The organism is Nucisporomicrobium flavum, from assembly GCF_016464385.1.
GTDB classification, from domain to species: domain Bacteria; phylum Actinomycetota; class Actinomycetes; order Mycobacteriales; family Micromonosporaceae; genus Actinoplanes; species Actinoplanes flavus_A.
Genome location: NZ_JADMLH010000013.1, coordinates 210,480 through 227,219, shown reverse-complemented (window position 1 = coordinate 227,219; position 16,740 = coordinate 210,480). Strand labels below are relative to the sequence as shown.

General features: G+C 72.8%; 12 protein-coding genes. 3 read left to right on the top strand and 9 right to left on the bottom strand.

What is annotated here, in order from left to right; genetic code table 11:
* Positions 1–2: 2 nt before the first annotated feature.
* The 5 genes from IT780_RS28400 to IT780_RS28380 form a co-directional block, all read right to left on the bottom strand.
* Positions 3–674: a DUF3618 domain-containing protein gene (locus IT780_RS28400; RefSeq protein ID WP_199514844.1), complete on the bottom strand. Its 672-nt coding sequence runs from the start codon at positions 672–674 to the stop codon at positions 3–5.
* A complete protein-coding gene (locus tag IT780_RS28395; RefSeq protein ID WP_199514843.1) occupies positions 650–1,072 on the bottom strand; it encodes a phage holin family protein in 423 nt (140 codons plus the stop codon). Before IT780_RS28395 ends, IT780_RS28400 begins: the two co-directional genes overlap by 25 nt.
* A complete protein-coding gene (locus IT780_RS28390; protein WP_199514842.1) occupies positions 1,069–2,004 on the bottom strand; it encodes a hypothetical protein in 936 nt (311 codons plus the stop codon). The genes IT780_RS28395 and IT780_RS28390 overlap by 4 nt, the downstream gene beginning before the upstream one ends.
* Positions 2,005–3,992: 1,988 nt before the next feature.
* Positions 3,993–5,669, bottom strand: coding sequence for an ABC transporter ATP-binding protein (locus IT780_RS28385; protein ID WP_199514903.1), 1,677 nt, complete (start codon positions 5,667–5,669; stop codon positions 3,993–3,995).
* Positions 5,670–5,852: 183 nt separating this feature from the next.
* Positions 5,853–7,472: an ABC transporter transmembrane domain-containing protein gene (locus IT780_RS28380; protein WP_199514902.1), complete on the bottom strand. Its 1,620-nt coding sequence runs from the start codon at positions 7,470–7,472 to the stop codon at positions 5,853–5,855.
* 163 nt (positions 7,473–7,635) lie between these two features.
* On the opposite strand from IT780_RS28380, the gene folP reads away from it, so the two are divergent.
* Positions 7,636–8,520 carry a dihydropteroate synthase gene (gene folP, locus IT780_RS28375; protein ID WP_307831429.1) on the top strand — a complete coding sequence of 295 codons (885 nt, stop codon included), beginning with the start codon at positions 7,636–7,638 and terminating at the stop codon, positions 8,518–8,520.
* A 2-nt stretch (positions 8,521–8,522) separates the two neighbouring features.
* Here the strand turns inward: folP and IT780_RS28370 are convergent, their stop codons facing one another.
* The gene (locus IT780_RS28370) at positions 8,523–8,927 is read right to left on the bottom strand and encodes a hypothetical protein (RefSeq protein WP_199514841.1); all 405 of its coding nucleotides are present in this window, start codon (positions 8,925–8,927) and stop codon (positions 8,523–8,525) included.
* A gap of 3 nt (positions 8,928–8,930) precedes the next feature.
* Positions 8,931–9,485: a TetR/AcrR family transcriptional regulator gene (locus tag IT780_RS28365; protein ID WP_307831428.1), complete on the bottom strand. Its 555-nt coding sequence runs from the start codon at positions 9,483–9,485 to the stop codon at positions 8,931–8,933.
* Positions 9,486–9,599: 114 nt separating this feature from the next.
* Here IT780_RS28365 and IT780_RS28360 point away from each other — a divergent pair, with 114 nt between their 5' ends.
* Together IT780_RS28360 and IT780_RS28355 are read left to right on the top strand one after the other, a co-directional pair.
* Positions 9,600–11,021, top strand: a complete 1,422-nt coding sequence (locus tag IT780_RS28360) for an MFS transporter (RefSeq protein WP_199514840.1) — start codon at positions 9,600–9,602, stop codon at positions 11,019–11,021.
* Positions 11,022–11,077: 56 nt separating this feature from the next.
* Complete coding sequence (locus IT780_RS28355; RefSeq protein ID WP_199514839.1) at positions 11,078–12,745, top strand: glycoside hydrolase family 99 protein; 1,668 nt, start codon at positions 11,078–11,080, stop codon at positions 12,743–12,745.
* A gap of 2 nt (positions 12,746–12,747) precedes the next feature.
* On the opposite strand, the gene IT780_RS28350 is transcribed toward IT780_RS28355, so the two are convergent.
* Positions 12,748–14,529 carry a LamG-like jellyroll fold domain-containing protein gene (locus tag IT780_RS28350; RefSeq protein WP_199514899.1) on the bottom strand — a complete coding sequence of 594 codons (1,782 nt, stop codon included), beginning with the start codon at positions 14,527–14,529 and terminating at the stop codon, positions 12,748–12,750.
* A 104-nt stretch (positions 14,530–14,633) separates the two neighbouring features.
* Positions 14,634–16,655, bottom strand: a complete 2,022-nt coding sequence (locus IT780_RS28345; RefSeq protein WP_199514838.1) for a neutral/alkaline ceramidase — start codon at positions 16,653–16,655, stop codon at positions 14,634–14,636.
* Positions 16,656–16,740 lie beyond the last annotated feature (85 nt).

The window sequence follows — 16,740 nt, the reverse complement described above, 5'->3', positions numbered from 1 at the left end:
CCCTAGGAGCGGGCGTCGGCGACGGCCTGCTTGCTCTGCTCCTTGGCGTCCTGCGCCGAGGACTGAGCCTGCTGCTTGGTCGTCTGGGCGGCGTCCTGCGCGGTCTCCTTCAGCTGGCCGGCGGCCTGCTGCACGGTGCCCTGGACGTCGTCCTTCAGCTCGCTCGCGACGTCCTTGACCTTGTCGGTCAGGTCGCCGCTGTGCTCCTTGAGCTGCGCACCGGCGCGCTTCTCGGCGTCGGTGGCCGGGATCAGCGTCGCGGCCAGCATGCCCACGCCGAACGCGATGATGCCGGCGGCCAGCGGGTTGCCCTGCGTCTGCTGGGTCACCGCCTGCGGGGCGCTGCGCACGGACTCGGCCACGCCGTGCGCCTTGTCCTGCACGGTCCCGGCGACGTCGTGCGCCTTGTCCTGCACCGTGCCGGCCACGTCGTGCGCCTTGTCCTGCACGGTCCCGGCCACGTCACGCGCCTTGTCCTGCACGGACCCGGCGGTGCTCGACGTGCTGTAACGGGCCTGTTCGGTGCTACCCATGACCTTCTCCTTCACCGCGGTCCAGCGCCGCTTCGCGACCTGCTTGGGGCTGGTCTTCTCGGCCAGCATGTCCACGTCGCGCGTCAGCGAGGCCCGCGTCGCCTCGATCTCCTGCCTCAGCCGGTCGGGTTCTTCAGCCATTGCGCGTCCTCCTTGAGCGTCTCGACGGTGCGGTGCGGGGTGGGGTCGACGGTCTTGAGCTTCTTCCGGCCGTTCGCGTAGAGAACGCCCGCGATGATCGCCCAGATGGCGGCGACGATCAGCGCGGCCCAGCCCGGGTCCATCACGTTGCTCAGGGCGGCCACCAGCGCGAAGCTGAGCAGCACGACCACGAGGTAGCCGGCGAAGGCGGCGCCGCCGAGCATGCCGCCGGCCTTCCCCGCCTTCGACGCCTCCTGCTTCAGCTCCACCTTCGCGAGCTCCACCTCCTGGCGGAACAGCTGCGACAGGTCGTTGCTGATGTTGCCGATCAGCTCGCCGACCGAGGTCTCGGAGACCTCCTCGGAACGGCTCTCACCGGTGGGGTACGGCGCGGTCATCTCGTGCCGCCCGGGTACTCCTCTTCCACGACCAGCGGCGTGCCGGTGCCGGTCGAGGCGTACTCCGTGCCGGAGGTGGTGTAGCCGGGGTCCACGCTCGGGTCGACGTAGCCGGTGCCCGTCGTGGCCGGCGTACCGGTCGTCGTCGGGTACTCCCCGCCGGTGGTGCCGGTCGCGTACCCCGTGCCGGTCGTGCCGTAGCCCGCACCGGTCGTGGTGGTGTCGTACCCGGTGCCGTACGAGGTGCCCGTCCCGGAGACGAAGCTGTCGGTCTGCGGCTTGCCGGCGGTGTCGTCCGCCTTGGCGACGCCCTTGCCGAGCCGCCCGACCACGAAACCGGCGGCCAGGGCGCTCGCGAGGAACGCGCCGGGACGCCGCCGGGCGAAGTCGCTGACCTCGCGCAGCACACCCTCAGGCCCGTTGCGGTCCAGGTAGTCGGCGAACTGCCGGCCACTGTCGGCGATCCGGGAGACGACCGTCGCGGCCGGCGAGTCCTGCCGGTCCCCGCGCATCTCGTCGAGGTGGTCGGCGGTCTGCCGGATCGAGCTCACGAGCTTGTCGTTCTGCGTACGGGCCTGCGTACCGACCCGGTCGCGGACGTCGGAGGCGATGTTGCGAGCCTGCGCCTTGGCCTCCGAGCCGACGCGCTGCGCCTGCTCCTTGGCGGTGTCCTTCACCTCGGCGGCGGCCTGCTTGGTGGCGCCTGCCGTCTCCCCCGCAACCTGCTTGGCCTGCTCCTTGGCGCCCGAGGCGTCACTGGAGCCCGTCGTACCGCCGAAACCGCGGTCGTCGCCGGTGGTCAGGCTGTCCTGGGTCACACCCGTGGCCGGGTAGGTCTCCCCGGCCGGGTAGGTCTCGACCGGCTGAACCGGCACCTCGCCATAACCGGGCGTGGCGTCCGGGGCGCGTGCACCCGTGTAGGGGTCACTCATCGCTACCTCCATGATGGTTCGTCCGTTGGTGCATCACCACCTGAGCTACCCCCGCCACCCCACGCTCATACATCTTCGTCGCTGCACAATGAGGCGAATTTTCCCTGCATAGATCCGCTGGAAGCGGGTATCCACGCGGGCCGGCCCTTCTCCTACAGCATCGATCGATTCAGCACGTTTTACCGATCACCGAGGGTGTACACAGAGGAGCGAAGGTCCCCCGCCGGCCGGGCCCGAAAACTGGCCGGGCACACGACTCATCCCATCGGGACCCCGCCGGCTGGACCGGAACCGGCGGGCCGGACACACGCTTTCCCCCGCCGCGACCACCGCCGGCTTCGCCGAGACCGGCCGGCGGACACACTTCCTTCCACCGCAACCCCCACCAGCCGGGCCGGAACCCGCCGGCCGGACACACGCTTTCCCCCGCCGCGACCACCGCCGGCTTCGCCGAGACCGGCCGGCGGACACACTTCCTTCCACCGCAACCCCCACCAGCCGGGCCGGGACCCGCCGGCCGGACACACGTTCCCCCCGCCGCGACCACCGCCGGCCGGGCCGGGACCGGCCAGCCGCGCACACTTCCTCCGCCGCCGCAACCGCTCCGGCTGACCGCCACAGCCGCGTCCACGCCCGCGGCCGCCCGGCCCGCTCGGCCCGCTCGGCCCGCTCGGCCGCAATGGTTCCCCTCCCGCGGCACCGACCCGCCTTGGCTGACCGGTCGGCCGCGGGACTCATCGTCAAGCGCTGCCGCAAGATGTGTTCTCCGTATTCGCCACGAACGCCTGGATGCGCGATTTCTCGACCGCGTGTGATTCCGCGATGTAACGCCTTCCCGGGCTTTTCCATGCGCGGCCGACAGTGGCGATTCGAACTCGCTCGAAGAACATTTCCATGAGCAATTTCAACCGCCGCCACCAGCGACTGTGCCGAATCGGCGGGAGTAACGGCCTCAACCGCCGCTGACTCACCCAATGTTCCGCCCACCACCACCGCCGACCCACCCGCCGCCACCGCCGGCCCACCCGCCGCCACCGCTGACCCACTCGCCGCTACCGCCGGCCCGACCGCCACCACAGTCGACCCACTTGCGACCACCACCGGCCCGACCGACAGCACTACTGATTCACCCGCCGCCACCACCGACTCGCCGGTGGCCGCACTCGACACCACCGAATCGCCCGCGGCCCCAGTCGACACCGCCGCAGGCTCCGCCGTATCGGCGCCCGGCATCGCCGTCACCTGCGCAGGACCGCGCGGAGCCGCGACCGGAACGGGCCGCACCGCCCCACGCTCCGACCCGGACGCCCCCACCAGCCCGCCGCCGCCGCAATCACCGCGCAGGCGACGCAGCTTCGCAGCGTGCCGTTGCGCCAACCCCCACACCCGATGGCGCGCGTGCTCGCGGCGAAACTCCTCCCGCGCCGGAGAATAGCGACGCGACGCCGACCGGTCGCGCATTGTGGCCAATTCCGCGGCGGAAAACAACTGGAGCTGCTGCATACGGAAATTGTCCCGCAACCGCGTCCATCACTCCACTGAACGATCACCGCAGAAAAGCGACGATCGCCACATCAAAATAGCCAGACCCCGCGTGGACGATATTGAATGGACCCCGGTATAAATTGTGCCTCCGGAGCACCGGCAGCGATCAGGAGCAGCCACCTTGCTCTCCACCTGAGCCGCGTAATGAAGGGGGCGACGTGACCGCATCGACAGGGCGGCTTTTGCGATGCTTTGGGAGGTCCACCGGTGGACGCCGGCGCCGTCCGGATCGCCGCGCGTGGACGGGAGCCTCCGGACCGGCTCGGTTCGACGATCACCAGGGCAGGGCCGTGCGCACGCCGCCGGATGGTGCGCCGCCAAGCGGATTCGGGCATGCCGGGGTCAGCCGTCGCCCGCGCAATCGCCCCAGCACGGCCATCTCGGCCGGCCCGGCACCGAGGGTCACAGCCCAGGTCAACCGCCGTCGTGCGACTGGCCCCGACTCAGCCGTGCCAGGTACGCCACAGTGCCGCGTACGTTGCGCCTGCTGCGACCAGTTCGTCGTGGGTGCCCAGTTCGACCAGCCGGCCCGCCTCCATCACCGCGACCCGGTCCGCGTCGTGTGCCGTCTGGAGGCGGTGGGCGATGGCGATCACCGTACGGTCGTGCAGCACCGCCGCCAGCGCGCGCTCCGCGTCGCGGGCCGTTGCCGGGTCGAGCAGTGCTGTTGCTTCGTCCAGGACCACCGTGTGCGGGTCCGCGAGTACCACCCGGGCCAGGGCGAGCTGCTGGGCGTGGGCCCCGTCGAGGGCGAGGTCGTCGCCGCCGAGGCGGGTGTCGAGGCCGTACGGCAGCTCGGTGACCCAGTCCGCGCCGACCACCGCGAGGGCCGCCAGCAGCTGCTCGTCGGTGGCGTCCGGGGCGGCGATTGTCAGGTTGTCGCGGATGGCGTCGCGGAAGACGTGCTGTTCCTGGGTCACCAGCACCACCTGGCGGCGCAGCAGGTCGGGTGGGAGGTCCGCGATCGGGACGCCGCCCACGGTGACGGTGCCGGCGCCCGGGCGGTCCACGCCGGCGAGGAGGCGGCCCAGCGTGGACTTGCCCGCGCCGGACGGGCCGACGACCGCGAGGCGTTCTCCCGGCCGTACCGTCAGGTCCACGTCGCGCAGGACGGCGCGGCCGCCGTCGTAGGCGTACCGGACGCCGCGGACCTCGATGCGGTCGCCGGCCGGGGGCGGGCCGCCGACCGGGACCACCGCGGGCAGGCCGGCCAGGCCTTCGACGCGGGCGAACGACGCGCCGGTGCTCTGCAGCTGCTCGAGCCAGATGAGGATCGCGTCGAGCGGCACCGCGAGCTGCCTCAGGTACAGCGCGGCGGCCGCGACGGCGCCCAGCGTGATCCGCCCGTCGGCGTAGAGCGCCCCGCCGAGCAGCAGCACCGCCACGACGGGGACCACGTAGGACAGGTCCACCACCGGGAAGAGCACGCTGCGCAGGAACAGCGTGCGCAGCCGGGTGCGCCGGGCCCGGCCGATCGCGGCGCGGCCGGCGGCGAGGCGGCGGTGCTGCAGGCCGAAGGCTTCGACGGTACGGGCACCCGCGATCGTGGACGCCAGCTCGTCGGCCAGCACCGACCCGGCCGCGCCCTCGTCGAGGTACGCGCTGCGGGCCCGGCGCAGGTACCAGCGGGTGGCGACCGCGATGCCGGACAGCCCGGCCACCCCGACCGCCCCGAGCAGCGGGTTCAGCAGGAACACCGCGGCCAGCACGAACGCCGCCTGCGCCGCGGCGATGAGCACCTCCGGTACGGCGTCGCGCAGCGTGAAGGCGACCGCGCCGACGTCGGCGGTGCCGCGGGCTGCCAGGTCACCGGCCGGTACCCGCTCGACGACCGCGGCGGGCAGGGCGAGGACCCGGTCGAGGAAGCGTTCGCGGATGCGGGCCGCCGTACGTTCGCCGAAGCGGTGACCGGCCACGAGCGCGGACCGGGACAGCAGGATCTGGCCGAGCGTGCACAGGAGGATGCCGAGGGCGAGATGGTCGACGGCGGCGACCGAACCGGTGCCGGCGGCGACCGTGTCGATGACCCGGCCGAGCAGCCACGGTCCGGCGAGCCCGGCGACGGCGGCCAGGCCGTTGAGCGTGATCATCAGCGCGACCGCGCGGGCGTCGGCGCGCATCAGCCCGGCGGCCGCGCGGCGCACCCGGTCGCGCCCGGCGACCGGAAGCGCGGTCACCGCCCACTCCCGGCGACCGCCCCGGCCGTCATCGCACGACCCCGGCGACCGCCCCCGGCCGTCACAGCACGGCTCCGGCGACCTCCCCCGGCCGTCACAGCACGGTCCCGGCGACCGCTCCGGCGGTCATCGCACGGCCCCGGCCGGGGCGTCCTCTCCGGCGGCGCGGGTGACCAGCGCGCGGTAGCCGGGCTCGGCGGCGAGCAGCTCGCGGTGCGTGCCGGTCGCGGCGACCCGGCCGGCGACGAGGTAGTGGACCACGTCGGCGAGTTCGAGCAGCGCCGGCGACGTGGTCGTGATCAGCGTGGCCCGGCCGATGCGGGCGGCGGCGAGCCCTTCGGCCACCGCCGCCTCGGTGTGCGCGTCCACTGCCGAGGTCGGCTCGACCGCGAGCAGGATCTCCGGGTCGGCGTGCAGCGCGCGGGCGAGGCGTACCCGCTGGCGCTGGCCGCCGGACAGGTTGCGGCCCTGGGTGTCCAGGACGGACGCCGTGCCGTCGGGCAGTCCGGCCACGATGTCGCCGGCCGCCGCCGCGGCGAGAGCGCGCGCCACGGCGTCGTGGTCCACCTCGTCCCGGCCGGCGACGACCTCGGCGAGGGTGCCGGTGAACAGGTACGCGTCGTTGTCGGCGACGAGGATCCGGTCCCGGACGTCCACCCCGGCCACCGGCACGCCGTCCCAGGTGACGGACGTGGGGCCGTACCGGCCGAGGCGGTCCACGACGGCGGCCGCGTCACCGGGGCGGGCGGTGGCGAGCGCGGTGAGCCGGCCGGGTGCGACGTGCACGCCGGACTCGGGGTCGTGCAGGGGCGCGGGTTCGCCCGGGCCGCGGCCGCGGGCGGGCGGGTCGGCGGGCAGCCGCAGGAAGTCGAGCACGCGCCGGCCGGCGACCAGCGCCCGGCCCACGTCGAAGCCGCCCTCGATGAAGAAGGCAACGGGGACGACGAGCATCGCCGCGTACCCCCAGACCGCGACGAGCTCGCCCAGGCTGATCGTGCCCTGCGCGGCCATCCGGGCCGCCAGCCAGATCACGACGGCCAGGAAGAGCGCGGGCAGGCCGGTGCCGAGAGCCTGGATCCAGCTGGTCACCGCGCCCACGCGGTAGCCCTCCTCGACCACGAGCCGGGAGTCGCGCCGGTAGCGGGCCGCGTACGCCTGCTTGCCGCCCAGGCCGTTGAGCACCCGCAGGCCGGCGACGATGTCGACGAGCCGGTCGGCCAGCCCGCCCTGCCGTTCGCGGTAGCGGGCGCCGGCGCGGTGCAGGCGGCGCAGCATCGGCCCGACCACCAGCGCCAGCACCGGCACGCCGGCCAGCACCACGACGGCGAGCAGCGGGGAGATCTTGAGCAGCAGCACGGCGACGACCACGTACGCGACCGCCGCGCCGAGCCCCGGCCCGGTGACGGTCAGCGCCTGGGCAAGCACCCACACGTCGGCGACGCCGATGGTGACGACCTCGCCGGCGCCGATGCGCCGGGGCAGGGCGGCGCCCAGCCGGGTCGCGTGGGCCAGCACCGCGCCGATCGTGCGGTACCCGCCGTCGAGCCGGATCTTGGTCATGGTCCGGTGCCGCAGCATGGCCAGCACCGCGTTGACCGCGCCGGCCAGGAACAGGGCGCCCACCCAGGCGGCGAGCACGGCCAGGTCGCGCCGGCGCAGGCCGTCGTCCACGGCCTGCGACAACAGGTACGGCGGGAGCGTCAGCCCGACCATCCACGACGACCCGAGCACCGCCCCGGCGACGATGCGTCCCTTTTGCCGCCGGATCAGCCACCACAGGTACCGCAGGGGACTCCGCAGGTCGGCAACCGCGAGTCCCGCTTCCGTCACCCCTTGCACCCTAGAGCGCCGCGATCATCAGCGGGAGCCCCCAATTCGCGCACTTCAGGTGCCGGGTTAGTCTCCGGGCGTGAGCCACTACGCACCCCCGCTGATCAGTGCCGAGCGGGTCATCGGCGGCCGTGCCTACGACTTCTCGCAACGGGTGGCGGTGATGGCCATCGTGAACCGCACCCCCGACTCCTTCCACGACCGCGGCCGCACGTTCGCCCTGGAGAAGGCGACCGAGGCGGTCCGCGCGGCGGCCGAGGCGGGCGCCGACTGGATCGACATCGGCGGCGTCCCGTTCGCGCCGGGCCCGTACGTCTCGGCCCAGGAGGAGCTCGACCGGGTGCTGCCGGTGGTCGAGGCGGCGCAGGGCCTGGCGGTGGTCTCGGTGGACACGTACCGCCCGGAGGTGGCCCGCGAGGTCATCAAGGCGGGCGCGGGCGTCGTCAACGACACGTCGGGCCTGCGCGACGTCGCGATGGCCGACGCGGTGGCGGGCACGGACGCCGCCCTGGTGATCACGCACAGCCTGGCGGAGCCGCGGACGCCGTACCCGGGCCCGAGCTACGACGACGTCACGGCGGAGGTCTCGGGCTTCCTGCGGGACCGCGTACGGCTGGCGCTGGAGCACGGCGTCCGCCCGGAGCAGATCATCATCGACCCGGGCCACGACCTGAACAAGAACACGTACCACACCCTCGAGGTGACCCGCCGGCTGCGCGAGATCGCGGACATCGGGCATCCGCTGCTGGCGGCGGTCAGCAACAAGGACTTCATCGGCGAGACCCTCGACCGTCCGCAGGGCGAGCGCCTGCCCGGGACCCTGGCCGCGGTGGTCTTCTGCATCCTGCAGGGCGCGCGGATCGTCCGGGTCCACGAAGTACGGGCGGCCGTCGAGGCGGTGCGGATGACGGAGGCCATGCTGGGGTTGCGCGAGCCGGCGTACACCCGGCACAACATGGCCTGAGCTCAGCGCTCCGCGAGGGTGAGCAGGTAGTCGAACCCCCACGGCCGCGCCCGGCCCACGGCCGGGACCTCCCACGACCGGCCCGCCTGCATCCGGACGACGCGCTCCACCACGAATGACCGCTCCGCATCGGCCACCATCGGATCGCCGGGATCGAACTCGTCCACGACATGCGGCTCGGCGACGCTGAGGCAGCCCCGGACGAGAAGCGGGGAACCCGGCGACGGCGGGCCGGCGGTCGCCTCCGTGACGAAGACCGTCAGGCCGCCGGCGGTGAAACCCCAGGCGCTCCAGGAGCCGACGCCACGGGAAACCCCCACGAGGTCGTACCGGCCGCGGCGCGAGGGATGGTCGTACGTCCCGCTGCGGAAGACCACCGGCTCGGCCGGGTCGTCACGCCACCTCACCCGTCAGCGCTTCTTGGGGCCGAGCAGCTCGGTCATCCACGGTTCGGGCGGCACGGCGTGCGGACCGGCGATCCCCATCGCCCCCAGCACCGTGAGCAGCATCCCCATCGCCAGGAACTCCCGCGCCTCGTCCTCGCCGGCGCCGGTCAGCTCCCGCACCGCCAGGTAGATCCGGCCGAAGCACTCGCGCACCACCGGACCGATCGCCGGGTCCGCCCCGGCTGCGAACCCGTGCAGCAGCACGGTGATCAGCTCCCGCTCGGCCAGCAGGTCGTCGTACGCCTCCCCCAGGCTCTCCAGGGTCGCCTCGCGGGCGGCGGCTTCGCGGAAATGCGCCTCCACCCGGGCGCCGGCGTGCTTCACCGTCGCCAGGAAAAGCTCCTGCTTGCTGCCGAAGAGCCGGATCACGTACGGCTGGGAGACACCGGCGATCCGAGCCACCTGGTCGGTGGTGGTGCCCGCGTACCCGCCGGTGGTGAACGCGGTCAGGGCGGCGTGGAGCAGCTGGTCGTGGCGTTCCTCGGCGGTGAGGCGGGAACGGGTGCGGGGCGGGGACACAAGCGCCAGGTTATCAGCCGATAACTTCCGCGGCGGCGTGCGGTTGACAAGTTATCAGTCGATAACTACTTTGGCGGACAGCTAGTTATCAGTTGATAACAACAAGGAGTTCCGATGACCACCCTCGCCTCGCCGCCCCCGGCGCCGGCCGTCGCGCCGCCGCGGTCCCGGCCGCTCGCCGCCGTGCTGGCCGCCGTCGGCATTCCGATCTTCATGGTCACGCTGGACAACCTCGTGGTCACCACCGCGCTGCCGGTGATCCGTACCGAGCTGGGTGCCTCGCTGGCGGACCTGCAGTGGTTCGTCAACGCGTACACGTTGCCCTTCGCGGCCTTCCTCCTGACCGCCGCCGCGCTGGGCGACCGGATCGGGCGCCGGCGGATGTTCCTGGCCGGGATCACGCTGTTCACGCTGGCGTCCGCGGCGGCGGCGCTGGCGACCGAGCCGTGGATGCTCACCGCCGCGCGGGCCGTGCAGGGGCTGGCCGGCGCGGCCGTCGCGCCGCTCTCGCTGACCCTGCTGGCCCAGGCCGTGCCCGACCGGATGCGCAACGCCGCCGTGGGGATCTGGGGCGGGATCAGCGGGCTCGGGGTGGCCGTCGGGCCGGTGGTCGGCGGGGCGGTCGTCGAAGGGCTGCACTGGTCGTGGATCTTCTGGCTGAACGTGCCGGTCGGCGTGGTGGCGGTCGTGCTGGCCGCGACGGTGCTGCGCGAGTCGCACGGTGGTGCGCCCCGGCTCGATCCGCTGGGTCTGGTGCTGTCCGCCGCCGGGATGTTGCTGCTCGTGTGGGGCGTCGTGGACGGGCCGGACCGCGGCTGGACCTCGGGCCGGGTGCTCGGCATGCTGATCGGCGGCGGCGTGCTGCTGGCCGCGTTCCTCGCCTGGCAGTGGCGCAACAGCACGCCGATGATGCCGCTGTCGCTGTTCCGGTCCCGCGGGTTCGGGCTGGTCAGCATGGTGACGCTGACGTTCTCCGCCGGCACGTTCGGGTCGGTGTTCCTGCTCGCCCAGTTCTTCCAGGTGGTTCAGGGGCTCAGCCCGCTGGACGCGGGTGTCCGTACGCTGCCGTGGACGATGGCGCCGATGGTGGTGGCGCCGCTCGCCGGGATCTTCGCCGACCGGCTGGGCGTCCGGAACCTCATCGTCGCCGGCCAGGTGCTGCTCGGTGCGGGCGTGCTGTGGATCGCGCTGGCCACCACCGCGACCGTCTCGTACGGCGACCTCGTGATCGCGTTCGTCCTCGCCGGCGTCGGCATGGGCCTGACCTTCGCACCGATCAGCACGATGGCGCTGGCCAGCGTCACCCCGGGCGAGCGCGGCGTGGCGTCGGGCGCCAACAACACGATCCGCGAGCTCGGCGTCGCGGTCGGGGTGGCGGTGCTGGCGTCGGTGTTCAGCTCGTACGGCGGCTACACCAGCGCCCAGTCGTTCGTGGACGGTCTCGTCCCGGCCGTCGTCGTGGGCGCGTCGGTGATCGCGGCGGGGGCGGTGGTGGCCCTGTGGCTGCCCCGTAAGCCCACGCCCGCCGACAACTGAGAAGTTATTTCAACACTTCGTTCGAATCTTGCGACAATGTGTCGCATAATGCCACGATGACCGTCCCCCCGCGGCTTTCCCGCCGTACCCTCCTGACCGCAGCCGCCGCCGGAACCGCCGCGCCCCTCATCCCCGGGGGCGCGGCGGCCCTGGCCGCATCCCCGCCCGGCGACGTCGTCGGCGCCGTCACCGCCGGCTACCAGGGCTGGTTCTCCTGCCCCGGCGACGGCGCGCCGATCGGCGGCTGGTGGCACTGGTCCCGCGACCGGTTCCAGCCGCCCTCGCCGTCGAACACCACGATCGTCAGCTGGCCCGACCTGTCCGACGTCGATCATGGGTATCCGACGGCGTACCCGAACCTCGGCAACGGGCAGCCGGCCCGGTTGTTCTCCTCCTACGACCAGCAGACCGTCGACACGCACTTCCGGTGGATGCGCGAGCACGGCATCGACACGGCCGCGCTGCAGCGCTTCAACCCGTTCGGCGACGAGGGCCCCACCCGCGACGCCATGACGGTCAAGGTGCGTGCGGCGGCCGAGGCCACCGGCCGCAAGTTCTACGTCATGTACGACGTGACGGGCTGGACGTCGATGCAGTCGCAGCTCAAGCAGGACTGGTCGGCGAAGATGTCGGCACACACGGCGTCCCCGGCGTACGCGCGGCAGAACGGCAGACCGGTCGTCTGCGTCTGGGGCTTCGGCTTCGACGACCCCGGCCGCCCGTTCGAGCCGGCCGCCTGCCTCGACGTGATCGCCTGGCTCAAGGCGCAGGGCTGCTACGTGATCGGCGGGGTGCCGACGTGGTGGCGGCAGGGCATCAACGACTCCCGCGCCGGCTTCTCGGAGGTCTATCACGCGTTCCACGCGATCTCGCCGTGGATGGTGGGCCGCGCGGCCACCCCCGAGGACCTCGACTCGTACTACGCGAACGTCAACGTGGGCGACATGGCCGACTGCGCCGCCCATGGCATCGACTACCTGCCGTGCGTACTGCCCGGCGACCTCTCGGCGGGCCACCGCCGGCACGGCGACTACTACTGGCGCAGCATCTACAACATGGTCCGGCTCGGCGCACAGGGCCTGTACGTGTCCATGTTCGACGAGTTCAACGAGGGCAACCAGATCGCGAAGACGGCGGTCTCGGCGGCCTGGGTGCCGGCGGGCTCCGGCATCCGCGCGCTCGACGAGGACGGCACGGCCTGCTCGGCGGACTACTACCTGCGTCTCACCGCCGACGGCGCCCGGATGCTCAGGAAGCAGATCCCGCTGACCGCGACCCGCCCCACTCCCCCGGTCGCGGGCACCCCGCCGCCGGCGGACCTCGCGCTGCGGCGGCCGGCGACGGAGAGCAGCCACACCCAGGCGTACGGCGCGGCGAACGCTGTCGACGGCGACGCGGGCAGCTACTGGGAGAGCGCCAACAACGCGTTCCCCCAGTGGCTCCAGGTGGACCTCGGCGCGGCGGCCACCGTGTCGCGGGTGGTGCTGGGCCTGCCGCCGGGCTGGGAGCGGCGTACGCAGACCGTGCAGCTCCAGGGCAGCACCGACGGCAGCTCGTTCAGCACACTGGCGGCGCCGGCGGGACGCACGTTCGACCCGGCGAGCGGCAACCGGGCGACGATCTCGTTCGCCGCGGCCACCGCCCGCCACCTGCGCGTCGTCTTCACCGCCAACTCGGCCTGGCCCGCCGGCCAGGCGTCGTCGCTGGAGGTGTACGCGGCCTGACGTCAGCCGATCTGGACCCAGGCGTCGTCGAGGCGGCCGTGGAACTGGTCGTTGTCGGTGCCCGTGCCCTTGCCGCCGAGGCTGAGCGGCTGGGTGGTCACCACCGACAGCGCTGCCGGGATGGTCCGGCTGCCCTGGGCCTTGGCGTCGACCAGGATGCTCAGCGTCGTGCCGGTCCGCCGGCACTCGAGCGTGTGCCATGCGCCGTCCGCCATGGACACCGCGCTCTTCGCCACGTAGATCGTCGTCGAGGACTTGTCGCTCATCACGCAGCTGGGCCGGCCCGAGACGCCGTCGACCTGGAGCTTGTACTGGCCGCCCGAGGTCGAGTAGCCCTTCTGGAGGATGTTCTCGCCGGTCGAGGTCTCCGCCGCGGACAGCAGCACGTACGCGCCCCAGCGCAGGTCCTTGGCGCCCGGGTTGAGGTCCGGCGCGTCGGCGGCCTGCAGCACCACCCGCGGGCAGTCGGTGCCGCTGCACTTCGGCGGGAACTCGACGGCCTGCCCGCTGCCGTGCGTCACGGTCTTGAGGACCGCGCCGTTGACGGCCTTGGTCCGCAGCACGTGCCCGTTGCCGGAACCGTCGTCGTACGTCCCGTCGGCCACCGTCGAGTCGAAGTTGTACGAGGCGACGTACGGCGACGGCGGCGCGGGCGGCACCGAGGCTCGGGACGTCGGCCCGCCGAAGGAGGCGTAGCGCTTCTGCGTGACCCCGGCGACCGTGGTGAAGTCGCCGCCGACGCTGAGCAGCCCGTTCGCCGGGTTGGCGACCACGGTGCGTACGCCGACCACGCCGTTGGCCTGCGGCGCCCACGAGGTGAGGTTGCCCGTCCCGTCGACCGCGGCGAGCTTGATGCGCGACACGGACCCGTCGGTGCACACGCCTAGGGTGCCGTTGTTGGTGGTCGTGCAGGCGTTGTCGAAGTGCCCGCCCACGTAGGTGATGCCGCCGAGGGTGGCGATGGCCTGGGCGTCACCGTCGAAGACCCGGGTCCACCGGGCCAGCCCGGCGAACGTGTACGCGATCGCCCGGCCGCCCTGCCCGCCCAGCGCGGCGTAGACGCCGTTGCCGTCGGTGGCCAGCGCGAACACCTGCGAGACCGGCTTGGGCAGGAACCCCTTGTCGAGGACGCCGGTGATCCCGTCGACCGCGGTGAGGCGCAGTGTCGAGCTGATCCCGTTGGTGCGGTGGAAGCTGCCGCCGAGGTAGACGCGGCTGCCCTGCACGGCGAGCGCGTTGACGGTGTCGTCCGTGGTGGGCGCCCAGCCGTCGAGCGCCCCGGAGGCGGTGCTGAAGGCCGCCAGGTTGCTCCGCGGCGAGCCGTCGACGCCGGTGAGCCGGCCGCCGACGTACACCCGGCCGTTGCCGACGGCGAGGGCGTTCGGCTGGCCGAGCACGGTGTGCTTGAGCGTGCCGGGGGTGCCGGTGGTCGCGTTGAGGTCGGCGACCGAGTCGCGGGTCAGCCCGGCGATCTTGGTGAAGTCACCGGCGGCGTAGACCGTGGTGCCGTCGGCGGCGAGCGCCCGCACGGTGGAGTCCGCGCCCGGGTTCCAGTCCAGCAGGGCGCCGGTCTGCGCGTTGAACGCGGCGAGGCGGGCGCGGGGGATGGATTTGCCGCCCACCACCGCGCCGGTGAAGGAGCCGCCGACGTACACCACGTCGCCGAGGTGGGCGACCGCGTACACGGGGCCGTTGAACGACGGGGCCGGGCTGGGGGTGCTGGAGACCACCTCGGCCAGCGCGGCGCCACCGGCGGCGACAAGCACGGTCGCGGCGCCGATCATCACCAGCCGGCGACCGGCGGATTTCAGGCCATTTCGGTTATTGAGCACACCAGCGGCAACGGCGCTCGCGCCCCGGAGGACGCGAGCACCGGTACGCAATACCGCTATGGAGTGACAGTGAAGGTACGGCTGGCGCCGGTGAACGGGGTGATCGCGCCGGTGACGCCCTTGGCGTCGCCGTGGTGCACGATCCGGTACGTGCCGGGCTCGGCGTCCGCGGGCACCGTCCAGGTGATCTGGGCCGTGGAGACGCCGAGGTACTCGCGCTTCCAGCGGTAGATCGTCTGCCATTCGGCGTCGGTGGAGACCGTGGTCCAGGTGCCGCCGGTCTGCCGCTGCACCTCGAGGAACGTGCCCTCGTCGCGCAGGTTGTTGTTGGGATGGCCGGTCACGAAGTCCACCCGGACCGTGGCGCCGCGGGCGTACGACGCGGCCGGCTGGGTGATCACGCTGCCGAAGGACTTGCCCAGCGGCGGCGTGTCCAGCACCACCCCCGGCCGCACGCTGATCCGGTTCTGCGGCAGCGCCGGCGGCTGGACCGCGCTGGGCGTGGGCTGCCCGTCGCGCAGCGCCGCCGCCAGCTTCGCCAGCTCCTGCTGGTACGCCGGCCCGGTATAGCGGCCGAAGTGCGTGGCCGCGCCCTCGTAGTGCTGCAGGTCGTACTCCTCGGGGGTGGCGACGTAGCCCGCGTAGGCGTTCGCGTACCCGGCGAGGATCTGGTGCGTCACCGCACCGGGGAGCTGGGCGCCGACCGCGTCGCGCACCCGCTGGCCGGCCACGATGGTGAACTCGCCCGGCGCGGTGGTGATCGCGAGCTGCCCGATGCGCAGCACCTGCAGCGGCATGATCTGCGGGGTCCACGGCGGGTTCTGGCTGCCGCTGCCGAGGAAGACGTCCTTGGGCGCCTGGCACACCCGGACCTCGGCCGGGGTCGGGTTGACCACGATGCCGGCGACCAGCAGCAGCGGGTTGGTGCTCAGGTCGCCCTCGTCCACGATCGGCGGCCCGGGACCGTCCTCGGCGCCGGCGGTGAAGTTCTGCCCGAGCGCACCGGGACAGGTACGGTGCGGCTGCCCGTCCGGCGTGTACGCGCCCGCGACCTGGACGGCGGAGAAGTCGACGTAGCGGCCGCGGGCGTCGACCGGTCCGGTGAGCTCCTCGGTCGCGGAGTCGAAGAGCTGCTGCGCCTTGTCGGCCTGGAGCTTGCCGATGATGCGGGTGTTCTCGAACTCGTCGTCGGTGGGGCCCTGGGCGCCGCCGTTGCGCAGGTTCGGCGACATGTCGCCCGCGTTGGTCTGCGCGAAGGCCGCCACGAAGCCGCCGCGGTGCGCCCAGTCGACGCCGTGCACGCCGTCCTCGATGAGGTGGGCGGCGTACCCCTTGTTGTCGGCGCTGATGAGGTGGTTGGCGGGCGTCATCGAGGTGCCGTGGGTGGCGAAGAACGAGAGCAGCCCGATGGGCCGGCCGCCCTGCTCGAAGCGGAGCACGGTCATCCGGGTGTCGACCGCACCGGGGAACCGGGCCCTGTCGGCGGCCGGGTCGGCGTTGAACGCCGGGAGCGAGCGGTTGACGTTCGCGCCGGTCAGCGTACCCTCGGCGATCTTGACCGTGCCGGGCGCGAGCCGGGCGTCGGCGGCGTCGATCGCGCGCACGATCCCGGAGACGATCGCCTCGAAGATCGGCGCCTCGAAGCCGAGGGTGGTCAGGTTCCACATCGTGTACTCGGAGAAGCCGCCCGGGCCGGAGTGCGTGTGGGTCGCGGTGAGCACGACGTTCTGGTCGGTGTACGTGCTGCCGTGCCGGGCCCGCAGGCGCTTGAGCACCTCCATCTGGACGGCCTGGGTGACGAAGTCGATCTCGGCGCTGACGAAGGCGACGTGGTGCCCGGCGGGGTCGGCGACCACGAAGGCGCGCGCCCATTGCCGCGAGGCGATGCCCGAGGTGGTCTGGGCCGGATCGGCGTAGCCGAGCATGCCCACCTCGGCGGCCTCGCCGGTGATGTCGCCGATGCCGGCCCCGACGGAATATCCGGCGGACGGCGCGGCGGCTTCCGCGACGGATGCGGGAGCGGGTAGGAGGAGGAGAAGACTCGCGGTAAGGCCTGTGAGCAGGCGTCGAGCGGACAAGGGCACCTCCGGGCAGCGACAGAGGTCGATGGATATCCGGAGATGCTAATGCGATTCATGTTTTCCCGCAGCGGGTGTGGAATAC